The organism is Marinobacter sp. tcs-11, assembly GCF_002049515.1.
In the GTDB taxonomy this organism is placed as follows: Bacteria; Pseudomonadota; Gammaproteobacteria; order Pseudomonadales; family Oleiphilaceae; genus Marinobacter; species Marinobacter nauticus.
Genome location: NZ_LLYU01000024.1, coordinates 1 through 22315 on the forward strand (window position 1 = coordinate 1; position 22315 = coordinate 22315).

The 22315-nt window shown below is 55.8% G+C and carries 18 protein-coding genes; 14 read left to right on the forward strand and 4 right to left on the reverse strand.

Annotated elements, in window-relative coordinates; all coding sequences use genetic code 11:
- The first annotated feature begins 204 nt into the window (after positions 1 to 204).
- From ARC85_RS17385 to ARC85_RS17395, 3 genes are read left to right on the forward strand one after another with little or no spacing between them, the layout of a single operon-like run.
- Positions 205 to 1002, forward strand: coding sequence for an MOSC domain-containing protein (locus ARC85_RS17385; protein ID WP_286715621.1), 798 nt, complete (start codon positions 205 to 207; stop codon positions 1000 to 1002).
- Between the two features lie 4 nt (positions 1003 to 1006).
- Entirely contained in the window at positions 1007 to 2944 is a 1938-nt protein-coding gene (locus ARC85_RS17390) for an ATP-binding cassette domain-containing protein (protein ID WP_286715622.1), read from the forward strand.
- A complete protein-coding gene (locus ARC85_RS17395) occupies positions 2941 to 3612 on the forward strand; it encodes a DUF6901 family protein (protein WP_011784650.1) in 672 nt (223 codons plus the stop codon). Before ARC85_RS17390 ends, ARC85_RS17395 begins: the two co-directional genes overlap by 4 nt.
- Before the next feature lie 25 nt (positions 3613 to 3637).
- On the opposite strand, the gene ARC85_RS17400 is transcribed toward ARC85_RS17395, so the two are convergent.
- Together ARC85_RS17400 and ARC85_RS17405 are read right to left on the reverse strand one after the other, a co-directional pair.
- Positions 3638 to 4069 carry a universal stress protein gene (locus tag ARC85_RS17400; RefSeq protein WP_011784651.1) on the reverse strand — a complete coding sequence of 144 codons (432 nt, stop codon included), beginning with the start codon at positions 4067 to 4069 and terminating at the stop codon, positions 3638 to 3640.
- A 142-nt stretch (positions 4070 to 4211) separates the two neighbouring features.
- On the reverse strand, positions 4212 to 5030 hold the full coding sequence (locus ARC85_RS17405; protein WP_222533652.1) for a hypothetical protein: 819 nt from the start codon (positions 5028 to 5030) through the stop codon (positions 4212 to 4214).
- A gap of 315 nt (positions 5031 to 5345) precedes the next feature.
- On the opposite strand from ARC85_RS17405, the gene fadB reads away from it, so the two are divergent.
- The 3 genes from fadB (at position 5346) to topA (ending at position 11606) form a co-directional block, all read left to right on the forward strand.
- Entirely contained in the window at positions 5346 to 7493 is a 2148-nt protein-coding gene (gene fadB / locus ARC85_RS17410) for a fatty acid oxidation complex subunit alpha FadB (RefSeq protein ID WP_153740168.1), read from the forward strand.
- 32 nt (positions 7494 to 7525) lie between these two features.
- Positions 7526 to 8701: an acetyl-CoA C-acyltransferase FadA gene (fadA, locus tag ARC85_RS17415; RefSeq protein WP_011784654.1), complete on the forward strand. Its 1176-nt coding sequence runs from the start codon at positions 7526 to 7528 to the stop codon at positions 8699 to 8701.
- 265 nt (positions 8702 to 8966) lie between these two features.
- Entirely contained in the window at positions 8967 to 11606 is a 2640-nt protein-coding gene (gene topA / locus ARC85_RS17420; RefSeq protein WP_286715623.1) for a type I DNA topoisomerase, read from the forward strand.
- Positions 11607 to 11670: 64 nt separating this feature from the next.
- Here topA and ARC85_RS17425 read toward each other — a convergent pair whose 3' ends face one another.
- Positions 11671 to 12546 carry an NAD(P)-dependent oxidoreductase gene (locus tag ARC85_RS17425; RefSeq protein WP_011784656.1) on the reverse strand — a complete coding sequence of 292 codons (876 nt, stop codon included), beginning with the start codon at positions 12544 to 12546 and terminating at the stop codon, positions 11671 to 11673.
- A 341-nt stretch (positions 12547 to 12887) separates the two neighbouring features.
- On the opposite strand from ARC85_RS17425, the gene ARC85_RS17430 reads away from it, so the two are divergent.
- Both ARC85_RS17430 and ARC85_RS17435 read left to right on the forward strand, forming a co-directional pair.
- A complete protein-coding gene (locus ARC85_RS17430; protein WP_049756858.1) occupies positions 12888 to 13364 on the forward strand; it encodes a M48 family metallopeptidase in 477 nt (158 codons plus the stop codon).
- Positions 13334 to 14095, forward strand: coding sequence for a pilin (locus ARC85_RS17435; protein WP_049756860.1), 762 nt, complete (start codon positions 13334 to 13336; stop codon positions 14093 to 14095). Before ARC85_RS17430 ends, ARC85_RS17435 begins: the two co-directional genes overlap by 31 nt.
- Before the next feature lie 80 nt (positions 14096 to 14175).
- Here ARC85_RS17435 and gltA read toward each other — a convergent pair whose 3' ends face one another.
- The gene (gene gltA, locus ARC85_RS17440) at positions 14176 to 15450 is read right to left on the reverse strand and encodes a citrate synthase (protein WP_011784657.1); all 1275 of its coding nucleotides are present in this window, start codon (positions 15448 to 15450) and stop codon (positions 14176 to 14178) included.
- Positions 15451 to 15497: 47 nt separating this feature from the next.
- On the opposite strand from gltA, the gene ARC85_RS17445 reads away from it, so the two are divergent.
- The 6 genes from ARC85_RS17445 to ARC85_RS17470 all read left to right on the forward strand — a co-directional run bounded on the left by ARC85_RS17445 (position 15498) and on the right by ARC85_RS17470 (position 22292).
- Positions 15498 to 15722 (forward strand): hypothetical protein, encoded by a 225-nt coding sequence (locus ARC85_RS17445; RefSeq protein WP_014421719.1) that lies wholly within the window; start codon positions 15498 to 15500, stop codon positions 15720 to 15722.
- A gap of 204 nt (positions 15723 to 15926) precedes the next feature.
- Positions 15927 to 16304, forward strand: coding sequence for a succinate dehydrogenase, cytochrome b556 subunit (gene sdhC / locus ARC85_RS17450; protein ID WP_011784658.1), 378 nt, complete (start codon positions 15927 to 15929; stop codon positions 16302 to 16304).
- Positions 16301 to 16642 (forward strand): succinate dehydrogenase, hydrophobic membrane anchor protein, encoded by a 342-nt coding sequence (gene sdhD, locus ARC85_RS17455; protein WP_011784659.1) that lies wholly within the window; start codon positions 16301 to 16303, stop codon positions 16640 to 16642. Before sdhC ends, sdhD begins: the two co-directional genes overlap by 4 nt.
- A gap of 3 nt (positions 16643 to 16645) precedes the next feature.
- Positions 16646 to 18418 carry a succinate dehydrogenase flavoprotein subunit gene (gene sdhA, locus ARC85_RS17460; RefSeq protein WP_011784660.1) on the forward strand — a complete coding sequence of 591 codons (1773 nt, stop codon included), beginning with the start codon at positions 16646 to 16648 and terminating at the stop codon, positions 18416 to 18418.
- A 15-nt stretch (positions 18419 to 18433) separates the two neighbouring features.
- Positions 18434 to 19138 carry a succinate dehydrogenase iron-sulfur subunit gene (locus tag ARC85_RS17465; RefSeq protein ID WP_011784661.1) on the forward strand — a complete coding sequence of 235 codons (705 nt, stop codon included), beginning with the start codon at positions 18434 to 18436 and terminating at the stop codon, positions 19136 to 19138.
- 316 nt (positions 19139 to 19454) lie between these two features.
- Complete coding sequence (locus ARC85_RS17470; protein WP_011784662.1) at positions 19455 to 22292, forward strand: 2-oxoglutarate dehydrogenase E1 component; 2838 nt, start codon at positions 19455 to 19457, stop codon at positions 22290 to 22292.
- The last annotated feature ends 23 nt before the right edge of the window (positions 22293 to 22315 follow it).

The window sequence follows — 22315 nt, forward strand, 5'->3', positions numbered from 1 at the left end:
GGAATAGCTCAGTTGGTAGAGCACAACCTTGCCAAGGTTGGGGTCGCGAGTTCGAATCTCGTTTCCCGCTCCAGAATTCGGAAACCCGGCCTCAGGCCGGGTTTCTTCGTTTATAGCCTCGCAAAATCACTCACTACCTCTGTCTCGTCAGTTATACTCGGCAGCCATTTCCTGAATAATCCGGCAACTGAGGAAGGCGAAGCCATGAAGGTGAAAACCCTCTATATCTACCCGGTCAAATCGTTGGCTGGAATCGAAGTGTCCCGTTTCAGCTTGGATGATTTCGGCCCGCAAGGTGATCGCCGCTGGATGATTGTTGATGGGGATAACCGCTTCGTCACTCAGCGTCGGTTGCCTCAGCTCGCCAATGTTTCAACGGCTCTGCAAGATGGAGTGATCGTTATTGATGTGCCTGGCGAGGGGATTTTCCCTCTCGAGGTGGGCTCTGACGCGGTGGAAGTGACGGTCTGGCGTGATCAGGTGGTGGCCACTGCCGGAGCCGGCCGCGCTGGTGAGGCTTTGAGCCGCTATTGCGGAGAAACGCTCAGGCTGGTTTATATGCCTGATAGCTGTTTCCGGAGGGTGGATCCTGATCGTGTCAGTGCTGAACGTCGAGTGGGTTTTGCCGATGGCTTCCCGTTGCTGGTGGTTAACCAGTCGTCTCTGGATGAGCTCAATTCCCGTCTCGAATCCCCGGTTGATATGCGTCGCTTCAGGCCGAACATTGTGGTTGAGGGGGCGGGGGCCTGGGCGGAAGACACCTGGCGGAGCGTCAGCGTTGGTGAAAGCCGGCTGGATCTTGTCAAACCCTGCTCCCGTTGTGTGATGACCACGGTCAATCCGGATACTGGCGAGAAAGATTCCGCCACTCAGCCCCTCAAGACTCTGGCCAGCTATCGAAAGACCCAGGACGGCGTTATTTTTGGGCAGAATGCTGTGCATCAAAAACCGGGTGTGATTGCTGTGGGCGACAAGGTAACCGTTTTGAATCAGGAGAATTGATACAGTGCCACTGTTAACGCTAGACCGGATCTCCCTCGCTTATGGCATGCATCCATTGCTGGATGAGGCAAGCCTAACCATTGACCCCGGTGAACGGGTTTGTCTGTTGGGCCGAAACGGGGAGGGGAAATCCACGCTGTTGAAAATCGTCAGCGGGGAAGTGACGCCGGACGGCGGCGTGGTGCGCCTGGAAGATGGCTCTGTATTGTCGGTACTGCCCCAGAGCCTGCCATCGGATGACACTCGTACAGCCTATGATGTGGTGGCCTCCGCATTTCCGGAAACCGGGGATCTGCTGGCGGAATTCCACCGGCTATCCCAAAAGGCGGACGAATCCAGTCTTGAGCGTTTGATGAAGGTTCAGGAACGATTGGAATCTCTGGACGGCTGGCGGCTTGACCAGAAGGTAACCACGATTCTGGGTCAATATGGTGTGGATCCGGATCGGGTGCTGAATACCCTTTCCGGGGGCTGGCAGCGCCGGGTGCTTCTGGCCAGGGCATTGGTGGCAGACCCGGATATTCTGTTGCTGGATGAGCCAACCAACCATCTGGATGTGCCCGCCATTGCGTGGCTGGAAGAGGCGTTATCGCAGTTCCGAGGGGCCATGTTGTTTGTCAGTCATGACCGTGCGTTTATCCGGCGAATGGCCACTCGCGTCGTGGAGCTGGACCGGGGGCAGCTGGTGAGTTTTGCGGCCAGTTATGACCGGTATCTGGAGCTTAAGGAAAAAGCGCTGGAAGAAGAGGAGCGCCAGAACGCGCTTTTCGACAAGCGCCTGAAACAGGAAGAAGCCTGGATCCGCCAGGGGATCAAGGCTCGCCGCACCCGGAATATGGGGCGGGTAAGAGCGCTCAAAGCGATGCGGGAAGAGCACAGGCAACGTCGGGTGAGGGGTGGCACCGCCAGTTTTGCCGTGGAGCAGGCGGATATTTCGGGCAAGCTGGTTGCGGAAGCGAGCAATGCCGGATTCTCTTATGTCGATGGCGAGCCGGTGGTTCGCAATATGGATCTCACCGTTCTCCGGGGCGACAAGATCGGACTGGTTGGTGAGAATGGCACGGGCAAGACGACCCTCGTACGCCTGTTGTTAGGTGAGCTGACACCCACTGAGGGTAGTATCCGGCTGGGAACGAATCTTCAGGTCGCCTACTTTGACCAGCTGCGGGGAGAGCTGGATCTCCAGAGAAATGCGTTGGATAACCTGGCTGAGGGCCGGGAATTCATCGATATCAATGGTCAGAGCAAGCATGTTTTGGGTTATTTGCAGGAATTTCTGTTTACCCCGGAACGGGCACGCTCTCCTGTGCGTGTGTTCTCCGGTGGTGAGCGTGCGAGGCTTTTGCTGGCCAAGTTGTTCAGTAAGCCAGCCAATATTCTGGTACTGGACGAGCCTACCAACGATCTTGACGTCGAAACCCTGGAATTGCTGGAAGAGCAGCTTTCAGAGTTCAAGGGCACCGTGATTGTTATCAGCCACGACCGTGAATTTCTCGATAACGTGGTGACCGACACCATCTTCCTGGATGGTTCCGGGGCAGTGATGGAATACGTGGGTGGATACACCGATTGGCGTCGGCAAGGTGGTCGTTTTCCCTCTGAAACATCGGGAAGCCGACTGGACAAACAGGATAAGCGTGATAAGCCCGACAGTTCCGGTAAAAAGCCAGGTCAGGATGGCGGTACTGTGGGGCAGTCGGCAAAATCAAAGCCCGTCAAACTGAGCTACAAGCTTAAACTTGAGCTGGAACAATTGCCCGGCAAAATCGAACAACTGGAGCAGCAGGTAGCTAATCTTCAGGATAAAATTTCTGAACCGGATTTTTATTCAGGCCCACCGGAAGATGTATCGGCCACTCTGGAACAACTGGCGGAAACGGAGTCTCGCCTGGAGTCGGTGATTGAACGGTGGATGGAGCTGGAAGAACAGGCGAACCAATGAACATAAATTACAATTTCAAATTTCAGGATGGCCGCGATATCGAGTTCAAGGTAAGTGGGGAGTCCTCCTCGCCGCCACAGGGTCAGTCACTGCCGGCCTGGGTTCGTCTCGAACATTGTCAGTGTTCGAACTGCCCGCTGAAGCCTGGCGAGACCCCGTATTGCCCGGCGGCAACCGAGATTCTGCCGGTCGTAGAGGCGTTTCAGGCGGAAGACGCGTATCAGAAAGTGGATGTAACCGTGACGGACGAGCGCCGCTCCTATTTCAAGCAGACGACGCTGGAAGAGGCGTTGCGTTCTCTGCTGGGGCTCAAGATGGCTACCAGTGGCTGTCCTGTGCTTTCGGAGCTCAAGCCGATGGCACTCCACCACCTGCCGTTTGCCAACAGTGACGAATTTGTGATGCGCAGTGTGGGGTATTATCTGCTTCAACAGCTTTTCGCAAAGCGGAATCAGCAGGAAGCGGACTGGGAACTGAAAGGTCTGGTGGAGCGTAACCAGCGATTGCAGCTGGTGAATCAGGCGCTTTGGCAGCGGATACACGCTGTTTGCAAGGGCGACAGTAATCTGAAAGCACTGCTCAACTTTTTCTCAATGGCCTCCAGTGTCAGCGTTTCTCTGGAAAGCCAGCTCAGGAAGCTTCAGGCCAGAATGAAGGGGGAGGGCTAGAGCCTTCCCCCTCCCATCGCGAGTATCAATGAATACGAATGGCCAGTACATCGCACTCCGTGCCGTGAAGAACACCGTTGGCCGTTGAGCCAAGCAGTAACTGAAAGCCTTTACGGCCATGGCTTCCCACGATCACCAGATCAACGTTGTGCTCCTTGGCCAGCCGGTGGATTTCCGATTCTGGCCGGCCGACGGTTACCACCTGGTTGGCCGCCGCAATACCATATTCATCCCCATACTTGCCCAGCTGTTCACGAGCGGCTTTGTCCAACTGATCCTGCAGTTCAGACAGATCCATAGGAATATCGCCACCATAGGCGTAGCCAACCGGCTCAACAACGTGAACCAGCAGCAACTCGGCTCCCTGAGCATCACACATTGCCTTGGCTTTGTTCAGAACCTGTGGTGCCTCTTCGGTCAGATCAATGGCAACCAGCATTTTCTTATAGGTGGACATAACTTAGCGCTCCTTCGTACTTGGGGAATATGTTCAGAATAGTACCGAGAGTATACCGGGGAAAGTGTTTTGTCATGCTGACCGGTATCAACCGGGGGAGGGATTTGGCTGGGGTGAGCTGGCCGCTCACCCCGGAAGAGCGTCAGGCGCTGGCGCGCAGCAGGTCAATGGCGTTGGTCAGGCCTTCAATGATGCCTTTGGAGTAGCGATCAATCACAAAGCCCACGTTGTTCTCGTTGTAGTTGATGTACGAGCCACGGATGAATTGCCATTTGGAAGCGACATCGTCCAGGGCAGTCTTGAGTTCGCCGTTTGTTGAGCCGGCCCTGAGTGAGGACAGGAGTTGATCGAATGTCTTGGCCTGCTCGTCGAGCGGAACTTCGCTGGAAGCTCCCTGGAAGGTCTGGGCGACGGACGAGTGCGTTCTTGCGGCATAACGGGCCATCATCTGGGCCATGACTACAGCGGCTGAACGAGCCGACTCAATACGGGTATCCGCCTTAATTCCGCTGCTTTCCTGTGCTACCGAATAGAGCTCGGTAGCCAGGTTATTCATACTCAGGGCCTGGTTTGCCAGGTCGGCCATCAGGCGAAGATCCGGATAGCCCCGGTCGCGTACCTCATTGATGTTGCCGCGCATCAGATTCTTGAACTGGTCGAAGGCCTGGTTCAGTTCCTCAATCTGCTGTTCAGAAAGAACGCCGCTGGTGCTCGCCACTACGGAATTCATGGCGTCGTTGGAGTTGTTGATTCCGACAACGATCCGGTTCAGCGTTTCGGTATCGCCGGTCGCACTGAAGTTGTAAAAGGCATCGAGGGCAAGGTAATTGTTGACCCGGAAATCGTGGAGGTCAGACAGAAACTCTGCTCCGGTTTCCTGGGCTTTGGCGCTCAAAGCCGTCAGGGCGAGAAGAATGAACGCGGCAATCAACGACTGGATCCGCAGGCGGGCGTCTTTCATCGGATGAGTCTCCGTAATGCTGTTTTATTATTGTGGACTAAAGTCGTAACCCGAAGTTAAAGTAAGTCTGCCGGCTAATCAAGTAGTTTCCGGCGCTTACAGAGTCAGCTCCCTTTTTTCTGCAGGTTTCATTCAGAAACAAATTGACAAACGCGTCTTTTTTTTTCATCGTGTGCCCTCACGATTCAAACGACTGTATGAATTTTTGGATCGGAAGATCGGGCAGTGACCGAAATCTCGCTGCACAAACAGCCGGCATGGTGGCTAACGCCCGCCGGTTGTCAGCAGTTCCAAACACAGACTGGAGATCAGTTGATGATTTACGAAGGTAAAGCCATCACGGTTAAAGAGATCGAAGGCGGGATCGCTCAGTTGGACTTCGACTTGCAAGGCGAGTCAGTCAACAAGTTCAACCGTCTCACCATCGAAGAGCTGGGCGCCGCAGCTGAAGCACTCAAATCCCAGAAGAACCTGAAAGGCCTGGTAGTAACCAGCTCCAAGGACAGCTTCATTGTCGGTGCCGATATCACCGAGTTCACCGAGCTGTTTGCCGGTTCCGAGGAAGACCTCGTGGCCAATAACCTCAAGGCCAACGAAGTATTCAACGCCATTGAAGACCTGCCGTTCCCGACGGTCACCGCTATCAACGGTATCGCTCTGGGTGGTGGTTTCGAAATGTGTCTGGCGACCGACTACCGTGTCATGGCTCCCAAGGCCAAGGTAGGTCTGCCGGAAGTGAAGCTGGGTATCTTCCCGGGCTTTGGCGGCACGGTTCGCCTGTCCCGCCTGGTTGGTGTGGACAATGCGGTTGAGTGGATTGCTGGTGGTACTGAAAACCGCGCTGATGCCGCTCTGAAAACCGGTGCTGTTGACGCTGTTGTTGGCGCTGACAAGTTGGTTGAAGCTGCCGTTGCGATCATCAAGCAGTGCAATGAAGGCAAGCTGGACCACATGGCTCGCCGTGAAGAAAAGAAAGGCAAGATCAAGCTCAATGCCATGGAAAGCATGATGGCATTCGAGATTTCCAAGGCGTTCGTGGCCGGCAAGGCTGGCAAGAACTACCCGGCGCCTGTGGAAGCGATCAAGACCATGCAGAAGCATGCCGGCATGACCCGCGACAAGGCGATTGAGGTAGAGGCCAAAGGCTTTGCCAAGATGGCCAAGACCAATGTTGCCGCGTGTCTGGTTGGTCTGTTCCTGAACGACCAGGCCCTGAAGAAGAAAGCCAGTGCCTGGGAAAAAGAAGCTTCTGATGTGAATCTGGCCGCTGTACTGGGTGCCGGAATCATGGGTGGCGGTGTTGCGTTCCAGTCTGCACTGAAGGGCACACCGATCATCATGAAGGACATCAATCAGGACGGCATCAAGCTGGGCCTGAATGAAGCCAAGAAGCTGCTGTCCAAGCGTGTTGCCAAGGGCAAGATGGACGCCGGCCAGATGGGCGACGTGCTGAACGCGATCACTCCGACCCTCAACTACGGCGACTTCAAGAACGTCGACCTGGTGGTTGAAGCGGTTGTTGAGAATCCCAAGGTGAAAGATGCTGTTCTGCGTGAAACTGAAGATGCAGTTCGCGAAGACACCATTCTTACCTCCAACACCTCCACTATCTCCATCAACCTTCTGGCCAAAAACCTGAAGCGTCCGGAGAACTTCTGTGGCATGCACTTCTTCAACCCGGTGCACATGATGCCGCTGGTTGAGGTTATCCGTGGTGAGAAGACCAGTGACCGCGCTATCGCGACTACGGTTGCCTACGCCAAAGCGATGGGCAAGACCCCGATCGTCGTCAACGACTGCCCGGGCTTCCTGGTTAACCGTGTTCTGTTCCCGTACTTCGGTGGTTTTGCCGCGCTGGTACGTGACGGCGCCGATTTCCAGAAGATCGACAAGGTGATGGAAAAGTTCGGCTGGCCCATGGGCCCGGCTTACCTGCTGGACGTTGTCGGCATGGATACTGCCAAGCACGCCAACGAAGTTATGGCTGACGGTTTCCCCGAGCGCATGAAGGCCGACTTCAAGTCTGCCATTGACGTGATGTTCGAGAACAACCGTTACGGCCAGAAGAACGACAAGGGCTTCTACAAGTACGAAGAAGACAAGAAGGGCAAGCCGAAGAAGGTTGTCGACGAAGAAACCTACAAGCTGATCGAGCCTGTGGTTGACGGCAGCAAAGACTTCGATGAAGAAGAAATCATCGCCCGCATGATGATTCCTCTGTGCCTGGAAACCGTTCGCTGCCTGGAAGACAACATTGTTGAAGACCCGGCCGATGCAGACATGGGCCTGATCTACGGTATCGGCTTCCCTCCGTTCCGTGGTGGTGCATTGCGCTACATCGACGACATGGGCGTCGACAAGTTCGTCGAACTGGCAGACAAGTACGCAGATCTTGGCCCGCTGTACGCGCCGACCGAGAAGCTGCGTGAAATGGCCAAGACTGGCAAGAAGTTCTTTGGCTAACCCTAACGAGATTTCCGAACGGAGAAAGATCTATGAGCCTTAATCCGAGAGACGTTGTCGTCGTCGATTGCGTGCGGACTCCGATGGGTCGTGCCAAAAACGGCTGTTTCCGCAACGTACGTGCCGAGACTTTGTCGGCTGCGCTGATTGAAGCACTGTTTGAGCGCAACCCGAAGCTCGACCCGAAAGAAGTAGAAGATGTGATCTGGGGCTGTGTAAACCAGACCAAGGAGCAGGGCTTTAACGTGGCGCGGCAGATTTCCCTGCTGACCCGTATCCCGCACGAGTCTGCTGCCCAGACCGTAAACCGTCTGTGTGGTTCCGCCATGAGCGCTATCCACACCGCGGCGCAGGCTATCCAGACTGGTAACGGTGATGTGTTCCTGGTCGGTGGTGTTGAGCACATGGGCCACGTACCCATGACCGAAGGTTTCGACCACAACCCGGCTGCTTCCAAGTACTCCGCCAAGGCATCCAACATGATGGGCCTGACCGCGGAAATGCTGGCCAAGATGCACGGTATCACCCGTGAGCAGCAGGACGAGTTCGGCGCCCGTTCCCATCGCCTGGCCCACGAGGCCACCCAGGAAGGCCGCTTCAAGAACGAAATCGTTCCGATTGAAGGCCACGACGAAAACGGCTTTGTGAAGCTGATCGAAGAAGACGAGACCATTCGTCCGGAAACCACAGCTGAGTCCCTTGGCCAGCTGCGCCCGGCATTTGATCCGAAAAACGGTACGGTGACTGCCGGTACCTCTTCCCAGCTGACCGATGGTGCGTCTGCCATGGTGCTGATGTCCGCTGAGCGGGCAGAAGCTCTGGGTCTGACCCCGATTGCCAAGATCCGCAGCATGGCCGTGGCTGGTTGCGATCCCGCGATCATGGGTTACGGTCCGGTACCGGCCACCAAGAAGGCGCTGAAGCGTGCAGGCCTGAAAGTTGAAGATATCGACTTCTGGGAACTGAACGAAGCTTTTGCTGGCCAGTCCCTGCCGGTTCTGAAAGACCTGAAACTGCTGGGCGTCATGGAAGAGAAGGTGAACCTGAACGGCGGCGCGATTGCTCTTGGCCATCCGCTGGGCTGCTCCGGTGCCCGTATCTCCACCACACTGCTGAATATCATGCAGGCCAAAGGCGGTAAGCTTGGTGTTTCCACCATGTGTATCGGTCTTGGTCAGGGCATTGCCACTGTGTGGGAGCGTATCTGATCAGGAGTATCTGATTAGTGAGCTCAGTCAGGAGGCCCGGCATATGCCGGGCCTTCCTGTTTCCGGACGCGCAAAATGCGACGGAACCCGGAAAAAAGGCTGATTGAAATCAAAGAATGGGTTGTCTTGCCAATCTTGACCCTGTAAAACAGTGAGCCTATACAGAATGGCAGCCTTTGTGTTTTCCAGTTGCCTGATTTTTATGCGAGTTTACGGTTCTGTTCAGATATTGACCGATTGATCGCCAAGGATACAGATCTCCGATATGGGTAAAAGTCTCGTTATTGTCGAGTCGCCAGCGAAAGCGAAGACCATCAACAAGTACCTGGGCTCGGATTTTATCGTGAAGTCCAGTGTTGGCCACATCCGTGACCTGCCCGTAAGTGGCAGTGGCAGCCAGTCAGACCCGAAAGAACGGGCGAAACAGGCAGCGGCCACGCGCAAGATGAGCCCGGACGAGAAAGCCGAGCACAAGAAGCGTAAGGCCCGGGAGCAATTGGTAGCCCGTATGGGTGTTGATCCTGACCATGACTGGAGCGCCCGTTACGAGATTCTGCCCGGCAAGGAAAAGGTGGTCAGCGAGCTCAAGCGTTTGGCCAAGTCTGCCGACCACATCTATCTGGCAACGGATTTGGATAGGGAAGGGGAGGCGATTGCCTGGCACCTTCAGGAGACCATTGGCGGCGAGCCGGACAAATACCGTCGTGTGGTGTTCAACGAGATTACCAAGCGGGCGATTCAGGAAGCCTTCAAGGATCCGGGCAACCTGGATAACAACCGGGTGAACGCTCAGCAGGCCCGCCGGTTCCTGGACCGCGTTGTGGGTTATATGGTCTCGCCGTTGTTGTGGGCAAAGATTGCCCGCGGTCTGTCAGCGGGCCGTGTGCAATCCGTCGCTGTGCGACTGATTGTGGAACGGGAGCGGGAGATCCGTAAGTTTGTTCCGGAAGAGTTCTGGCAATTGCATGCAGACCTTGCTGCCGAGGGCGCCAAAGACCCGGTGCGCTTCGAAGTAACCCGTTATAACGACAAGCCCTACCGCCCTGTCAACGAGGCTCAGAGCAAGGAGCACGTCGAGCGGCTCAAGGCTGGCGGCTACAAGGTGGCCAAGCGCGAAGACAAGCCGACCCGATCCCGTCCGTCTGCCCCCTTTATTACCTCCACGCTGCAGCAGGCGGCCAGTAACCGCATGGGTTTCAGTGTCAAGAAAACCATGATGCTGGCCCAGCGATTGTACGAGGCCGGTTTTATTACCTACATGCGTACGGATTCCACCAATCTCAGCCAGGATGCTGTAGTCAGCTGTCGAGAGTTCATTCAGACGCAGTTCGGCGAACGTTATTTGCCTGAGAAGCCGCGGGTCTACGGCAGCAAGGAAGGCGCTCAGGAAGCTCACGAAGCCATTCGCCCGACGGATGTTGCTCGCAGGCCAACGGATATTACCGGCCTGGAAAAGGACGCAGAGAAGCTCTACGACCTGATCTGGCGCCAGTTTATTGCCTGTCAGATGGCAGATGCCGAATTCCTGAGTACCTCTATTGTGGTGGCCAACGGCGACTACGAGCTGCGCACCCGGGGTCGAATCGTCAAGTTTGACGGCTTCCTGAAGGCTGCGCCGCAGTCCACCAAGAAAGACGAAGACGTGGCGTTGCCGGATATCAAGGTGGATCAGCCTCTGAACCTCAAGAAGCTGGATCCGACCCAGCACTTTACCAAGCCAGCACCCCGGTACACCGAAGCCAGCCTGGTCAAAGAGCTGGAAAAGCAGGGTATCGGCCGACCGTCCACGTATGCGTCAATCATTTCCACCATTCAGGATCGGGGCTACGTAAAGCTTCAGAATCGTCGCTTCTACGCGGAGAAAATGGGCGAAATCGTAACCGAGCGGCTGGCGGAATCCTTCCCGAACCTGATGGATTACGATTTCACCGCGCGCCTCGAAGATGAGCTGGACGAGATCGCCGAGGGTGAAGTCCAGTGGAAGAAAGTGCTGAACGACTTCTATGCCAAGTTCCGTAATCAGCTCGAGAGTGCCGAGAAGACGGATGGCGGTATGCGCGCCAATACCCCCACGGAAACCGATATACCGTGCCCGAGCTGTGGCCGGAATATGCAGATCCGAGTGGCCAGTACCGGCGTGTTCCTGGGCTGCTCCGGCTACTCGCTGCCACCCAAGGAGCGCTGCAAGACCACCATTAACCTGGTGTCTGGTGACGAAGTGGTGAGCGCTGATGACGACGTGGAAGGGGAAGGCGAAACCCGACTGCTCCGGAAAAAGCGCCGCTGTTCGAAATGCGGTACGGCCATGGATAGCTACCTGATCGACGAGAAGCGCAAGCTGCACGTGTGCGGTAACAATCCAGACTGCTCAGGGTACGAGGTTGAAGAAGGTACGTTCCGCATCAAAGGTTACGATGGGCCGACGCTGGAGTGTGACAAGTGTGGCTCCGAGATGCAGCTCAAGACCGGCCGATTCGGCAAGTACTTCGGTTGTACCAACAGCGAATGCAAGAACACCCGTAAGTTGCTGAAGAACGGTGAGCCGGCACCCCCCAAAATGGACCCGGTGCCGATGCCAGAGCTCAAGTGCGATAAGGTGGACGATACCTACGTACTGCGTGATGGGGCGTCCGGCCTGTTTTTGGCAGCCAGCAAGTTCCCGAAAAATCGGGAAACCCGGCCGCCACTGGTGATGGAGATCAAGCCGCACCGCAAGGAAATCGACCCGAAATACGATTATCTGATGGATGCCCCGGAAAAGGATCCGGAAGGCAACCCGACGGTAATTCGTTATAGCCGAAAATCAAAAGAGCAGTACGTCATGTCGGAGAAAGACGGCAAGGCGACGGGGTGGTCAGCGTGGTATGAAAATGGACGCTGGGTGCCGCGAGACAAGAAAAAGTAGGCCAGATGGGGGCGCACCCCCGCCTTTGAGAAGGCGAGGGTGCGTTATTCTCGTATACTCCGCGTTAACGGAACTTGCGTAGTCGCTGTATGAGAGACGATGTGTCCCAGCGCCGCCCGCCCATGGATTGCACGTCTGCGTAGAACTGGTCTACCAGCGCGGTAACCGGCAGCGACGCATTCACTTTTCTCGCCTCCTCCAGGCAGATCCCCAGATCCTTTCGCATCCAGTCAACCGCAAACCCGTGATCGAACTCACCGTCAATCATGGTTCCCGAACGATTTTCCATCTGCCAGGACTGGGCTGCACCTTTGGAAATCACATCCACCACTTTGCGTACATCCAGCTCTGCCTGTTCGGCAAAGTGCAGCGCCTCTGAAAGCCCCTGAACCAACCCGGCAATAGCAATCTGGTTAACCATCTTGGTTTTCTGTCCGCTGCCCGCCGGGCCCATCAGGTTGAGCGCACGAGCGTAGTGCGCCATGACCGGCCTGGCTTTTTCGAACGCCTGCTCGGCGCCGCCACACATGATGGTGAGTGCGCCATTCTGGGCGCCTTGCTGACCACCCGAAACCGGCGCATCGATAAAAGCCTGTTTGCGGGCGCCAGCGGACTCGGCCAGGCGTTCGGCAATCCCCGCAGATGCCGTCGTGTGGTCAATCAGGATGGCGCCCTCTGGAGCGTTTGCGATGATTCCCTCGTCGCCTTCAAATACTTCGATCAGATCTTTGTCAGCGCCAACACAGGTTATGACAAAATCTGCGTCTCTGACAGCGAGCGCGATCGAATCACAGGCGGCGCCTGAATGTTCTGACGCCCATTGTGTTGCCTTCTCGCCAGACCGGTTCCAGACACGGACAGAAAGTCCTGCGTTTGCCAAATGCCCCGCCATGGGATAACCCATTACGCCCAGGCCAATAAACGCTACCGTTGTTGTCATTGATTTACTCCAGTCGGTGAGTGTCAGTGTGCTTTGATTATGAAATCGAGCCGAAAGGATTGAAACCCTTTTCGACCGTTCGCGGGGTATCCATTGGTCTGGGCTCACAGAATGCTCAATGCAGGCATGACGCTAATCACAGACCGGTAAACTATCTGCCTATTTCAGGCGCATACGATAGCAGGCGCTTCCAGGCCTTCTTATACTTAGCAGGCTAGCCGCATGGATGCTTACAGGCCGTGAGAAACCAGTTTTTGGGTCTCCCGGTGCTTCTTATCCTTGTTGTTCAGCGAATGGGGGAGGCCGTGATGCCGCCTGTAGTTTATTCGTGAGGGAAGTAAATGAATCTGGTATACAAACATGAAAAACCGTTGCTGCTGGTGACGGCGGTGCTTGCTGTGGCCATCTGGCTGGCTCTGATACTGGGGACGCTCGGTATTGTATTGCTGTATCTGTTGGTGGGGTACGTGTTCTTTCTCTTTGCCCATTCGGCTTTCATCTCACACCTGAAGGGGTCTGGGGTGCGAATCAGTCGCGAGCAATATCCGGATCTCTATGACCGGCTTATTCGTTGTTGCGAAAAGGTTGGGGTAAAGGAGGTGCCGGAAGCCTACCTCCTGCGGACGGACTTTTTCAATGCACTTGCGACCAAGTTTCTTGGACGGCATTTTGTTGTGCTGTTCACTGATGTTGTTGATGCGTTGGAAGAGCGCCCGGACGCTATTGATTTCTACATCGGTCATGAGTTGGGTCATATTCACCGGCGCCATCTTTCCTGGGGGCCGCGGTGCTGGCACCCGCTGCCTGGCTGCCTGTAATCGGGCCGGCGTTGCGGCGTGCCGAAGAATACACGTGTGATCGCTACGGTGTAGCCTGCTGTCAGTCACCGGAGGACATCAAGGCAGCGCTGGCAGCAATCGCTGCTGGCGATACCCGCTGGCAAACCATCAACGTGGACGCATTTGTAGGGCAAGTGGCTGTGACCAACGGCTTCTGGATGTCCTTCAACGAAATAACGGGAGACTACCCCTGGCTCACCAAGCGAATGGCAGCGGCCATTGCCCTGTCGGAAGGGCGTGAAGTATCTCACCCGGGGCGGAGCAAGTTAGCCTGGTTCTTCGCTCTGTTCGTCCCGAGGCTCGGGGTTGGGGGAGGGGCTGCGTCCTTGCTCGTGATGGTGGCCATTGTCGGCATACTTGCCGCTGTTGCGATTCCTCAGTATCAGGAATACGTAGAGAGAAGTCGCTATCAGGATGCCTACCTGGAAGGCTTGGGGGTTACGGATTCTGTCGATGCCTATGTCAGTGAACACCAGGCCTGGCCCGGCTCGATGGCGGAGCTTGGTTATGGCGGTACCTTCGGGGGCTCTGGTGAAGACTATACTATCGATGTCTATGACGGTGGTGTGATCGGCATTGAGATGGGGGTTGATGAAACCGGAGAGTCGGAATACATCGTTCTGGAACCGGAGGTCACCGATAACGGGTTATTCTGGAGTTGCTATGGTCAGAACGCTGTTGAAAAACTACTGCCGGCGGACTGTCGTTAGCATGGTGAAAGACTGACCGGGAAATGAAAAAAAGCCGCTGAAGTCAGCGGCTTTTTTCTGGTTGAAGGCAAGTGGTGTGCTTACTTCTTCGGGTAGTCCCGCTTCGGCGAGCCGGTGTACAGCTGGCGCGGGCGGCCGATACGGTTGGCACCGCTGACCATTTCGTTCCAGTGGGAGAACCAGCCGATGGTACGGGACATGGCGAAGATAACGGTAAACATGGAGGTCGGAATACCGATGGCCTTCAGGATGATGCCGGAGTAGAAGTCGACGTTCGGATACAGCTGGCGCTGAACGAAGTACTCGTCTTCCAGGGCGATCTTTTCCAGGCGCTGGGCAATTTTCAGCAGCGGATCGTTTTCCAGGCCGAGTTCGCTCAATACTTCGTGGGCAGTCTGAGCCATGACCTTGGCGCGTGGATCGAAGTTCTTGTAAACCCGGTGGCCGAAGCCCATCAGGCGGAACGGATCGTCCTTGTCTTTTGCCTTGGCAATGAACTTCTCGATGTTGGACTCGTCGCCGATCTCGGCCAGCATGTCCAGTACCGCTTCGTTCGCGCCGCCGTGAGCCGGGCCCCAGAGTGCGGCAATGCCGGACGCAATACAGGCGTATGGGTTGGCGCCGGTAGAGCCTGCAAGGCGAACGGTGGAGGTGGACGCGTTCTGTTCGTGGTCAGCGTGCAGAATGAAGATCTTGTCCATGGCGTTGGCCAGAACAGGATTTGGCTTGTACTCTTCGCACGGAGTGCCAAACATCATGTGCAGGAAGTTCTCTGCGTAGGACAGGTCGTTCCGTGGATACATGAAAGGCTGTCCCATGGAATACTTGTAGCACCATGCCGCAATGGTCGGCATTTTCGCGATCAGGCGATGGCCGGTGATTTCACGTTGCTTGGGATCGGAAACGTCCATCTGGTCGTGATAGAAAGCAGACAGCGCGCCCACAACGCCACACATGATGGCCATTGGATGCGCGTCACGGCGGAAGCCGTTGAAGAAGTTGCGCATCTGGTCGTGCAGCATGGTGTGGTTTTTGATGGTGTCGTGGAACCGCTTGTTTTCTTCTTCGCTGGGCAGTTCGCCGTTCAGCAGCAGGTAGCAGACTTCCAGGAAGTCGGAGTGCTCGGCCAGCTGGTCAATGGGGTAGCCGCGGTGCAGCAAAACACCGTTGGCGCCATCGATGTATGTGATGGCCGATTCGCAGGCTGCGGTGGATACAAATCCGGGGTCGTAAGTGAAAACGCCTTCCTGTACCAGGCCGCGTACGTCAATAACGTCAGGGCCGACGGTGCCGGAATAAACCGGTAGCTCAATGGACTTATCTCCCACCGAGAGCGTGGCTTTCCTGTCGGTCATGGTGCTCTCCTGTCTGATTAGCTATAACAGCTTTTCTGCATGTGTAGATGCGCCAGAAAGCGCGTATTATCGCAAAACTGGCGGCAAAATATAGGGCGTCAGCTTTTTTTGTCAATGCACTGGCGGAGAAAACGGCAAATTTCTTCCCGTTTGTAAATGAGGGATATCCGGAATATCGGGCCCCTGGGGCGGAAATTGGTTTTGTCAATAAGCCTTATAGATGGGTAGAGGCTGCAAGCTGCAAGGCCTGGAGGGCGATTGCAAGTTTGTAATTACCGGGGTGTCTCCTTATAATCCGTAGCCCGGAATCGGGGATGCACCGGCTTATGGGCTTGAGTATAGCAAGCTACCGGGTAGTCATCCGCCCTCCTGAACCAATCGGTTATCGGTATCGTACCGATTCTCCGGTCCCAACATACCAACCATCCGCCACCGTTTTGCGGTCCCGCGGAACCAAGAGAGAGTGTGAGAGCGCTGTGAATAGCAAACGACCAGTAAATCTCGATCTCGGCAAGTTTCATTTCCCGCTGCCAGCCATTACTTCGATCCTGCATCGCATCAGCGGCATCATCATCTTCGTAGGTGTTGCCTTCCTGATGTACGGCCTGGATCTCTCCCTTTCCGGAGAAGATGGCTTTAACCGGGTGAATGAGCTGCTGGACAGCTTCCTGGCGAAGCTGATCATCTGGGGCATCCTGTCTGCTCTGCTGTACCACCTGGTTGCAGGTATCAAACACCTGTTGATGGACGCTGGTATTGGCGAAGAGCTTGAAAGCGGGCGCCTCGCCGCGAAAGCCACGATTGCGGTTTCCGTTGTTCTCATCGTTCTGGCAGGAGTCTGGGTATGGGCATGAACAGTGTAACGAATATTGGTCGTAACGGTATTCAGGACTGGATCATCCAGCGCGTAACAGCCTACGTATTAGCTCTGTACACGCTGTTCCTGCTTGGCTTCTTTGTGACCACCGATGTTGACTACCAGGCGTGGTCTGCATTGTTTGCTCAGGGATGGTTCAAGATCTTCAGTCTGCTTGCGCTGCTGTCCATTGCCGGGCACGCGTGGGTTGGCTTGTGGACAGTTTCTACCGACTACATCAAATCCGCGATGCCGCGTTTTCTGCTTCAGGCAGCCTGTGTGCTCGTAATGTTTGTATATGTCGTGTGGGGCATTCAGATTCTTTGGGGGCTTTAATCGATGGCTAACATCAAGACCATGTCGTTCGACGCGATTGTTATCGGTGGTGGCGGTGCCGGTATGCGAGCCGCCCTCCAGCTGACCGAATCCGGTCTCGATACCGCGTGTATCACGAAAGTATTTCCGACCCGTTCGCACACGGTATCCGCCCAGGGCGGTATTACCTGTGCGATCGCAAGTGCTGATCCCAACGACGATTGGCGCTGGCACATGTACGACACTGTGAAAGGTTCTGACTACATCGGTGACCAGGACGCGATTGAGTATATGTGCTCCGTCGGTCCGCAGGCAGTGTTCGAGCTCGAGCACATGGGCCTCCCGTTCTCCCGTACCGAGCAGGGTCGTATCTATCAGCGTCCGTTCGGTGGTCAGTCCAAGGACTACGGTAAGGGCGGTCAGGCTGCCCGTACCTGTGCCGCAGCCGACCGTACCGGTCATGCTCTGCTGCACACGCTATACCAGGCTAACCTCAAAGGCGGCACTTCGTTCCTGAACGAGTGGTACGCCGTGGACCTGGTCAAGAACAGTAAAGACGAAGTGGTCGGTGTTGTCGGTATCGAAATTGAGACCGGTGAAGTCTGCTACATCAAGGCCAAGGCGACCGTTCTGGCAACCGGTGGCGCCGGTCGTATCTATGCGTCAACCACCAATGCCCTGATCAACACCGGTGACGGTATCGGTATGGCCCTGCGTGCCGGCTTCCCGGTTCAGGACATGGAAATGTGGCAGTTCCACCCGACCGGTATCCACGGTGCCGGTGTGCTGGTAACTGAGGGTTGCCGGGGTGAGGGTGGTTACCTGATCAACTCCGAAGGTGAGCGTTTCATGGAGCGTTATGCTCCGAACGCCAAAGACCTCGCTGGTCGCGACGTTGTTGCCCGCTCCATGGTTCTGGAAATTCTGGAAGGCCGCGGCTGTGGTCCCGACAAGGATCACGTACTGCTGAAGCTGGATCACCTGGGCGAAGAAACGCTGAACCTGCGTCTGCCGGGTATCTGTGAGCTGTCCCGTACCTTTGCCCACGTTGATCCGGTCAAAGAGCCGGTGCCAGTGGTTCCGACCTGTCACTACATGATGGGCGGCATTCCGACCAACGTTGGTGGTCAGGCGCTGACTCAGGATGAAAACGGCAATGACAAGCCGATTCCGGGCCTGTTTGCCTGCGGTGAAGCCGCTTGTGTGTCTGTGCACGGTGCTAACCGTCTGGGAGGCAACTCTCTGCTGGATCTGGTGGTCTTTGGTCGTGCGGCTGGCCTGCACATTGAGGAGCAGCTGCGTGGTGGTTTCGAGGTCGACGGCGCAAGCGACGAAGACATCAAGCGTGCCATGGCTCGTCTGGAGCGTCTGGACAGTGCAAGTGAGGGTGAGGATGTGGCTCAGGTTCGTAAAGACCTGCAGAACTGCATGCAGCTCTACTTCGGCGTGTTCCGTGACGGCGAAAGTATGGAGAAGGGTCTGAAGCTGCTGGAAGAAATCGGTGAGCGGGTTCGTAAGACCAAGCTGACTGATACCAGCAAGGCATTCAACACCGCCCGTATCGAAGCACTGGAGCTGGACAACCTGTACGAAGTTGCCTATGCGACCGCCAAGTCTGCGATTGAGCGTAAAGAAAGTCGCGGTGCCCATGCCCGTAACGATTTCACCGAGCGTGACGACGAGAACTGGCTGAAGCACTCCATGTACTTCCCGCTGGACAAGCGCGTTGGCAAGCGTGACGTGAACTTTGCACCGAAAACGGTTCCGACCTTCGAGCCGAAGATCCGGACCTACTAAGGGGGTATCCTGAAAATGTTGGTAAGTCTGTACCGTTATAACCCGGAAACTGACAACGCCCCTTACATGCAGGACGTTGAGATTGAGTTGCCGGAAGGCAAAGATCTGATGGTTCTGGATGTTTTGGCGCTGGCCAAGGAAAAGGACCCGACTGTCGCATTTCGCCGTTCCTGTCGTGAGGGCGTTTGCGGCTCAGATGGTATGAACATGAATGGCAAGAACGGCCTGGCTTGCATCACACCGGTTTCCGATGTGGTCAAGAACAACAAGCTGGTTTTGCGCCCGCTGCCTGGTCTTCCGGTCATTCGTGATCTGGTGGTTGATATGGGCCTGTTCTACAAGCAGTACGAAAAAGTGATGCCGTACCTTGTGAATGACAACCCCGCGCCAGCCATCGAGCGTCTGCAGTCTCCGGAAGATCGTGAGAAGCTGGACGGCCTGTACGAGTGTATTCTCTGTGCCTGCTGCTCTACCGCTTGCCCGTCTTTCTGGTGGAATCCGGACAAGTTCATCGGTCCGTCTGGTCTGTTGCAAGCTTATCGCTTCCTGGCCGACAGCCGTGATACCGCCCAGGCAGAGCGTTTGGCGAACCTGGACGATCCGTTCAGCGTGTTCCGCTGCCGTGGCATCATGAACTGTGTCAGTGTGTGTCCGAAGGGCCTGAACCCCACAAAGGCAATTGGCCATATCCGGAACCTGTTGCTGCAAAGAGCCACCTGACCGGCAAAATTCGCAGCACCAGCTATACTGGTGTTCTGACACCAGTTAGTACCCCTGAAGGCCTCGCTATATGCGGGGCCTTCAACCAAAGGCTTATAGTCAAAAGTCTTACCGGGGTGCAAACTTATGCACGCTGTTTCGGTGCGCTTATCCAGTCACCGGACAGTATTGCTGAGTATAAAAATCACTGGGGACGGAAAACATCCTTGCCGGGTGTGGTGGCCAAAGTCATGCCGTAATAACCCGTATTGACTGAGAATTACCCCTGGCCGACCATACTGGCTCCCCCGCACCAGCCCAAGGTGAGCTATTCAAAATGCACGAAAGCATCATGGAGCAGTTATGGCAGACTTCCCACCTGCAGGGTGGTAATCTTGCCTATGTTGAACAGCTTTTTGAAACCTACCTGACAGACCCCAATGCAGTTCCAGAAGAGTGGCGGAGTTACTTCGACAAACTCCCGAGCGTCGATGGCTATCAGGGCCGCGACATCGTTCACTCCACCATCCGCGAGCAGTTTGAGCACATCTCCCGCAATCAGCGTTTTCTGGCGACCAATGGCGTGCCTGCCAGTGCTACGTCCGACGCTGATAAAAAACAGATCCGTGTTCTGCAGCTGATCAACGCTTTCCGTTTCCGCGGTCACCAGGAAGCAAAGCTTGATCCTCTGGGTGTCTGGCAACGTCCTCAGGTAGAAGATCTGGACCCGCGATTCCACGAATTGGGCGAATCCGATCTTGATCTGGAGTTCCAGACCGGCTCTCTGAACTTTGGTTCCGAGAGCATGAAACTCGGCGATATTGTCCAAGGCCTGCGCCAGACTTACTGCGAGAGCATCGGCGCTGAATACATGCATGTGGTAGACACGCGCATCAAGCGTTGGTTCCAGCAACGTATGGAGCCGGTTCGTTCCCGTCCGGAATACGAGACCGAAACCCGCAAGCATATCCTTGAGCGCCTGACGGCTGCCGAAGGGCTGGAAAAATACCTGGGTTCCCGTTATCCGGGCGTCAAGCGTTTTGGTCTCGAGGGCGGTGAAAGTCTGATCCCCTGCCTGGACGAGCTGATTCAGCGTGCGGGCTCCTATGGCGCCAAAGAGATCGTGCTGGGCATGGCCCACCGCGGTCGACTGAACGTGCTGGTCAACACCCTGGGCAAAAATCCGAAAGAACTGTTTGATGAATTCGAGGGCAAGAAGCTCGCGGATTCCGGCTCCGGCGACGTGAAATACCACCAGGGCTTCTCCTCAAACGTAATGACGCCGGGTGGCGAGGTTCACCTGGCCATGGCCTTCAACCCGTCTCACCTGGAAATCGTATCCCCGGTAGTGGAAGGCTCGGTACGCGCCCGTCAGGACCGTCGTGGCGATACCGATGGCAGTACCGTGGTGCCCATTGTGATGCACGGCGACGCTGCGTTTGCCGGGCAGGGCGTAGTGATGGAAACCTTCCAGATGTCCCAGACCCGGGGCTTTGGTGTTGGCGGTACCATCCACATCGTGATCAACAACCAGGTTGGCTTCACCACCAGCAAGCAGGAAGATGCTCGTTCCACCGAGTATTGCACCGACGTTGCCAAGATGGTTCAGGCGCCGATTCTGCATGTGAACGCAGACGATCCTGAAGCGGTGATGTTTGCCACCCAGATGGCGATGGACTACCGCAACGAATTCAAGCGTGATGTGGTGATTGATCTGGTTTGCTACCGTCGTCGAGGCCATAACGAGGCGGATGAGCCGGCAGCGACCCAGCCGCTGATGTACGACAAGATCCGCAAGCTGAAGACCACCCGTGCGATCTACGCGGATCAGCTGGTTGAAGCCGGTGTGATCACCGAAGATGAAGCCAAGCAGATGGAGACTGATTACCGGGACGCCCTGGACAAGGGTGATCACGTGGTCAAGTCTCTGGTTAAAGAGCCTAACAAAGAGCTTTACGTGGACTGGGCTCCGTATCTGGGCCATGAGTGGACAGCGAAGTGCAAGACCAGCGTTGCGCTGAAAACCGTCCAGAAACTGGGCAAGAAGCTGACTGAAGTGCCGGAAGGGTTCAGCATCCAGCGCCAGGTTTCCAAGATTGTTAATGATCGCGAGAAGATGACGGCCGGCGCGCTGTCCCTGAACTGGGGCTACGGCGAAATGATGGCCTACGCCACTTTGCTGAACGAAGGCCACCCGATCCGCCTGACTGGTCAGGACGTGGGCCGGGGCACCTTCTCGCACCGTCATGCTGTTCTGCATAACCAGAAAGATGGGTCTACTCATATTTCCCTGCAGAATCTGAAAGACGATCAGCCGAAGTTCGACATCTATGACTCACTGCTGTCTGAAGAAGCGGTGATGGCGTTCGAATACGGTTATTCCACCACAACGCCGAACGCGCTGATTGTCTGGGAAGCCCAGTTTGGTGACTTTGCCAACGGTGCACAGGTGGTGATTGATCAGTTCCTGACCAGTGGTGAGCATAAGTGGGGTCGACTGTGTGGCCTGACACTGCTGCTGCCGCACGGTTATGAAGGGCAGGGGCCGGAGCACAGTTCCGCCCGTCTGGAGCGTTTCCTGCAGCTGTGTGCAGAACACAATATTCAGGTCTGTGTGCCGACTACACCGTCTCAGGTATTCCACATGTTGCGTCGGCAGGTGAAGCGTCCGTTGCGCAAGCCGTTGGTTGCCATTACGCCCAAGAGCCTGCTGCGCCATAAGGAAGCCATTTCGGGTCTGGACGACCTGACATCCGGCACATTCCAGACAATTCTGCCGGAGAAAGAGCCGTCCGATCCCAAAAAAGTGACTCGCCTGATCCTCTGCAGTGGCAAGGTCTACTATGATCTTCTGGAGAAGAAGAAGGCGGATGAGCGGGACGATGTCGCGATTGTTCGTATCGAACAATTGTACCCATTCCCGAGCGATGACCTGGACGAACTGCTGAGCCAGTACAGCAAGCTCAAGCATGTGGTCTGGTGTCAGGAAGAGCCGATGAACCAGGGAGCCTGGTATTGCAGTCAGCATCACATGCGGAACGCACTGCAGCGCCTGAATCCCAAGCTATATCTCCAGTATGCCGGTCGTGAGGCTTCTGCTGCTCCTGCCTGTGGACACATGTCTGTTCACATCGAAGAGCAGAAGAAACTGGTTAACGACGCGTTTGAAATCTGACGAGCTACCGAACTAAGGATCCG

Coding starts and splice junctions, on each gene's coding strand:
- ARC85_RS17385 (WP_286715621.1), top strand. CDS start 205: ATGAAGGTGAAAACCCTCTATATCTACCCGGTCAAATCGTTGGCTGGA.
- ARC85_RS17395 (WP_011784650.1), top strand. CDS start 2,941: ATGAACATAAATTACAATTTCAAATTTCAGGATGGCCGCGATATCGAG.
- ARC85_RS17400 (WP_011784651.1), bottom strand. CDS start 4,069: ATGTCCACCTATAAGAAAATGCTGGTTGCCATTGATCTGACCGAAGAG.
- ARC85_RS17405 (WP_222533652.1), bottom strand. CDS start 5,030: ATGAAAGACGCCCGCCTGCGGATCCAGTCGTTGATTGCCGCGTTCATT.
- fadB (WP_153740168.1), top strand. CDS start 5,346: ATGATTTACGAAGGTAAAGCCATCACGGTTAAAGAGATCGAAGGCGGG.
- fadA (WP_011784654.1), top strand. CDS start 7,526: ATGAGCCTTAATCCGAGAGACGTTGTCGTCGTCGATTGCGTGCGGACT.
- topA (WP_286715623.1), top strand. CDS start 8,967: ATGGGTAAAAGTCTCGTTATTGTCGAGTCGCCAGCGAAAGCGAAGACC.
- ARC85_RS17425 (WP_011784656.1), bottom strand. CDS start 12,546: ATGACAACAACGGTAGCGTTTATTGGCCTGGGCGTAATGGGTTATCCC.
- ARC85_RS17430 (WP_049756858.1), top strand. CDS start 12,888: ATGAATCTGGTATACAAACATGAAAAACCGTTGCTGCTGGTGACGGCG.
- gltA (WP_011784657.1), bottom strand. CDS start 15,450: ATGACCGACAGGAAAGCCACGCTCTCGGTGGGAGATAAGTCCATTGAG.
- ARC85_RS17445 (WP_014421719.1), top strand. CDS start 15,498: ATGCGCCAGAAAGCGCGTATTATCGCAAAACTGGCGGCAAAATATAGG.
- sdhD (WP_011784659.1), top strand. CDS start 16,301: ATGAACAGTGTAACGAATATTGGTCGTAACGGTATTCAGGACTGGATC.
- sdhA (WP_011784660.1), top strand. CDS start 16,646: ATGGCTAACATCAAGACCATGTCGTTCGACGCGATTGTTATCGGTGGT.
- ARC85_RS17465 (WP_011784661.1), top strand. CDS start 18,434: ATGTTGGTAAGTCTGTACCGTTATAACCCGGAAACTGACAACGCCCCT.
- ARC85_RS17470 (WP_011784662.1), top strand. CDS start 19,455: ATGCACGAAAGCATCATGGAGCAGTTATGGCAGACTTCCCACCTGCAG.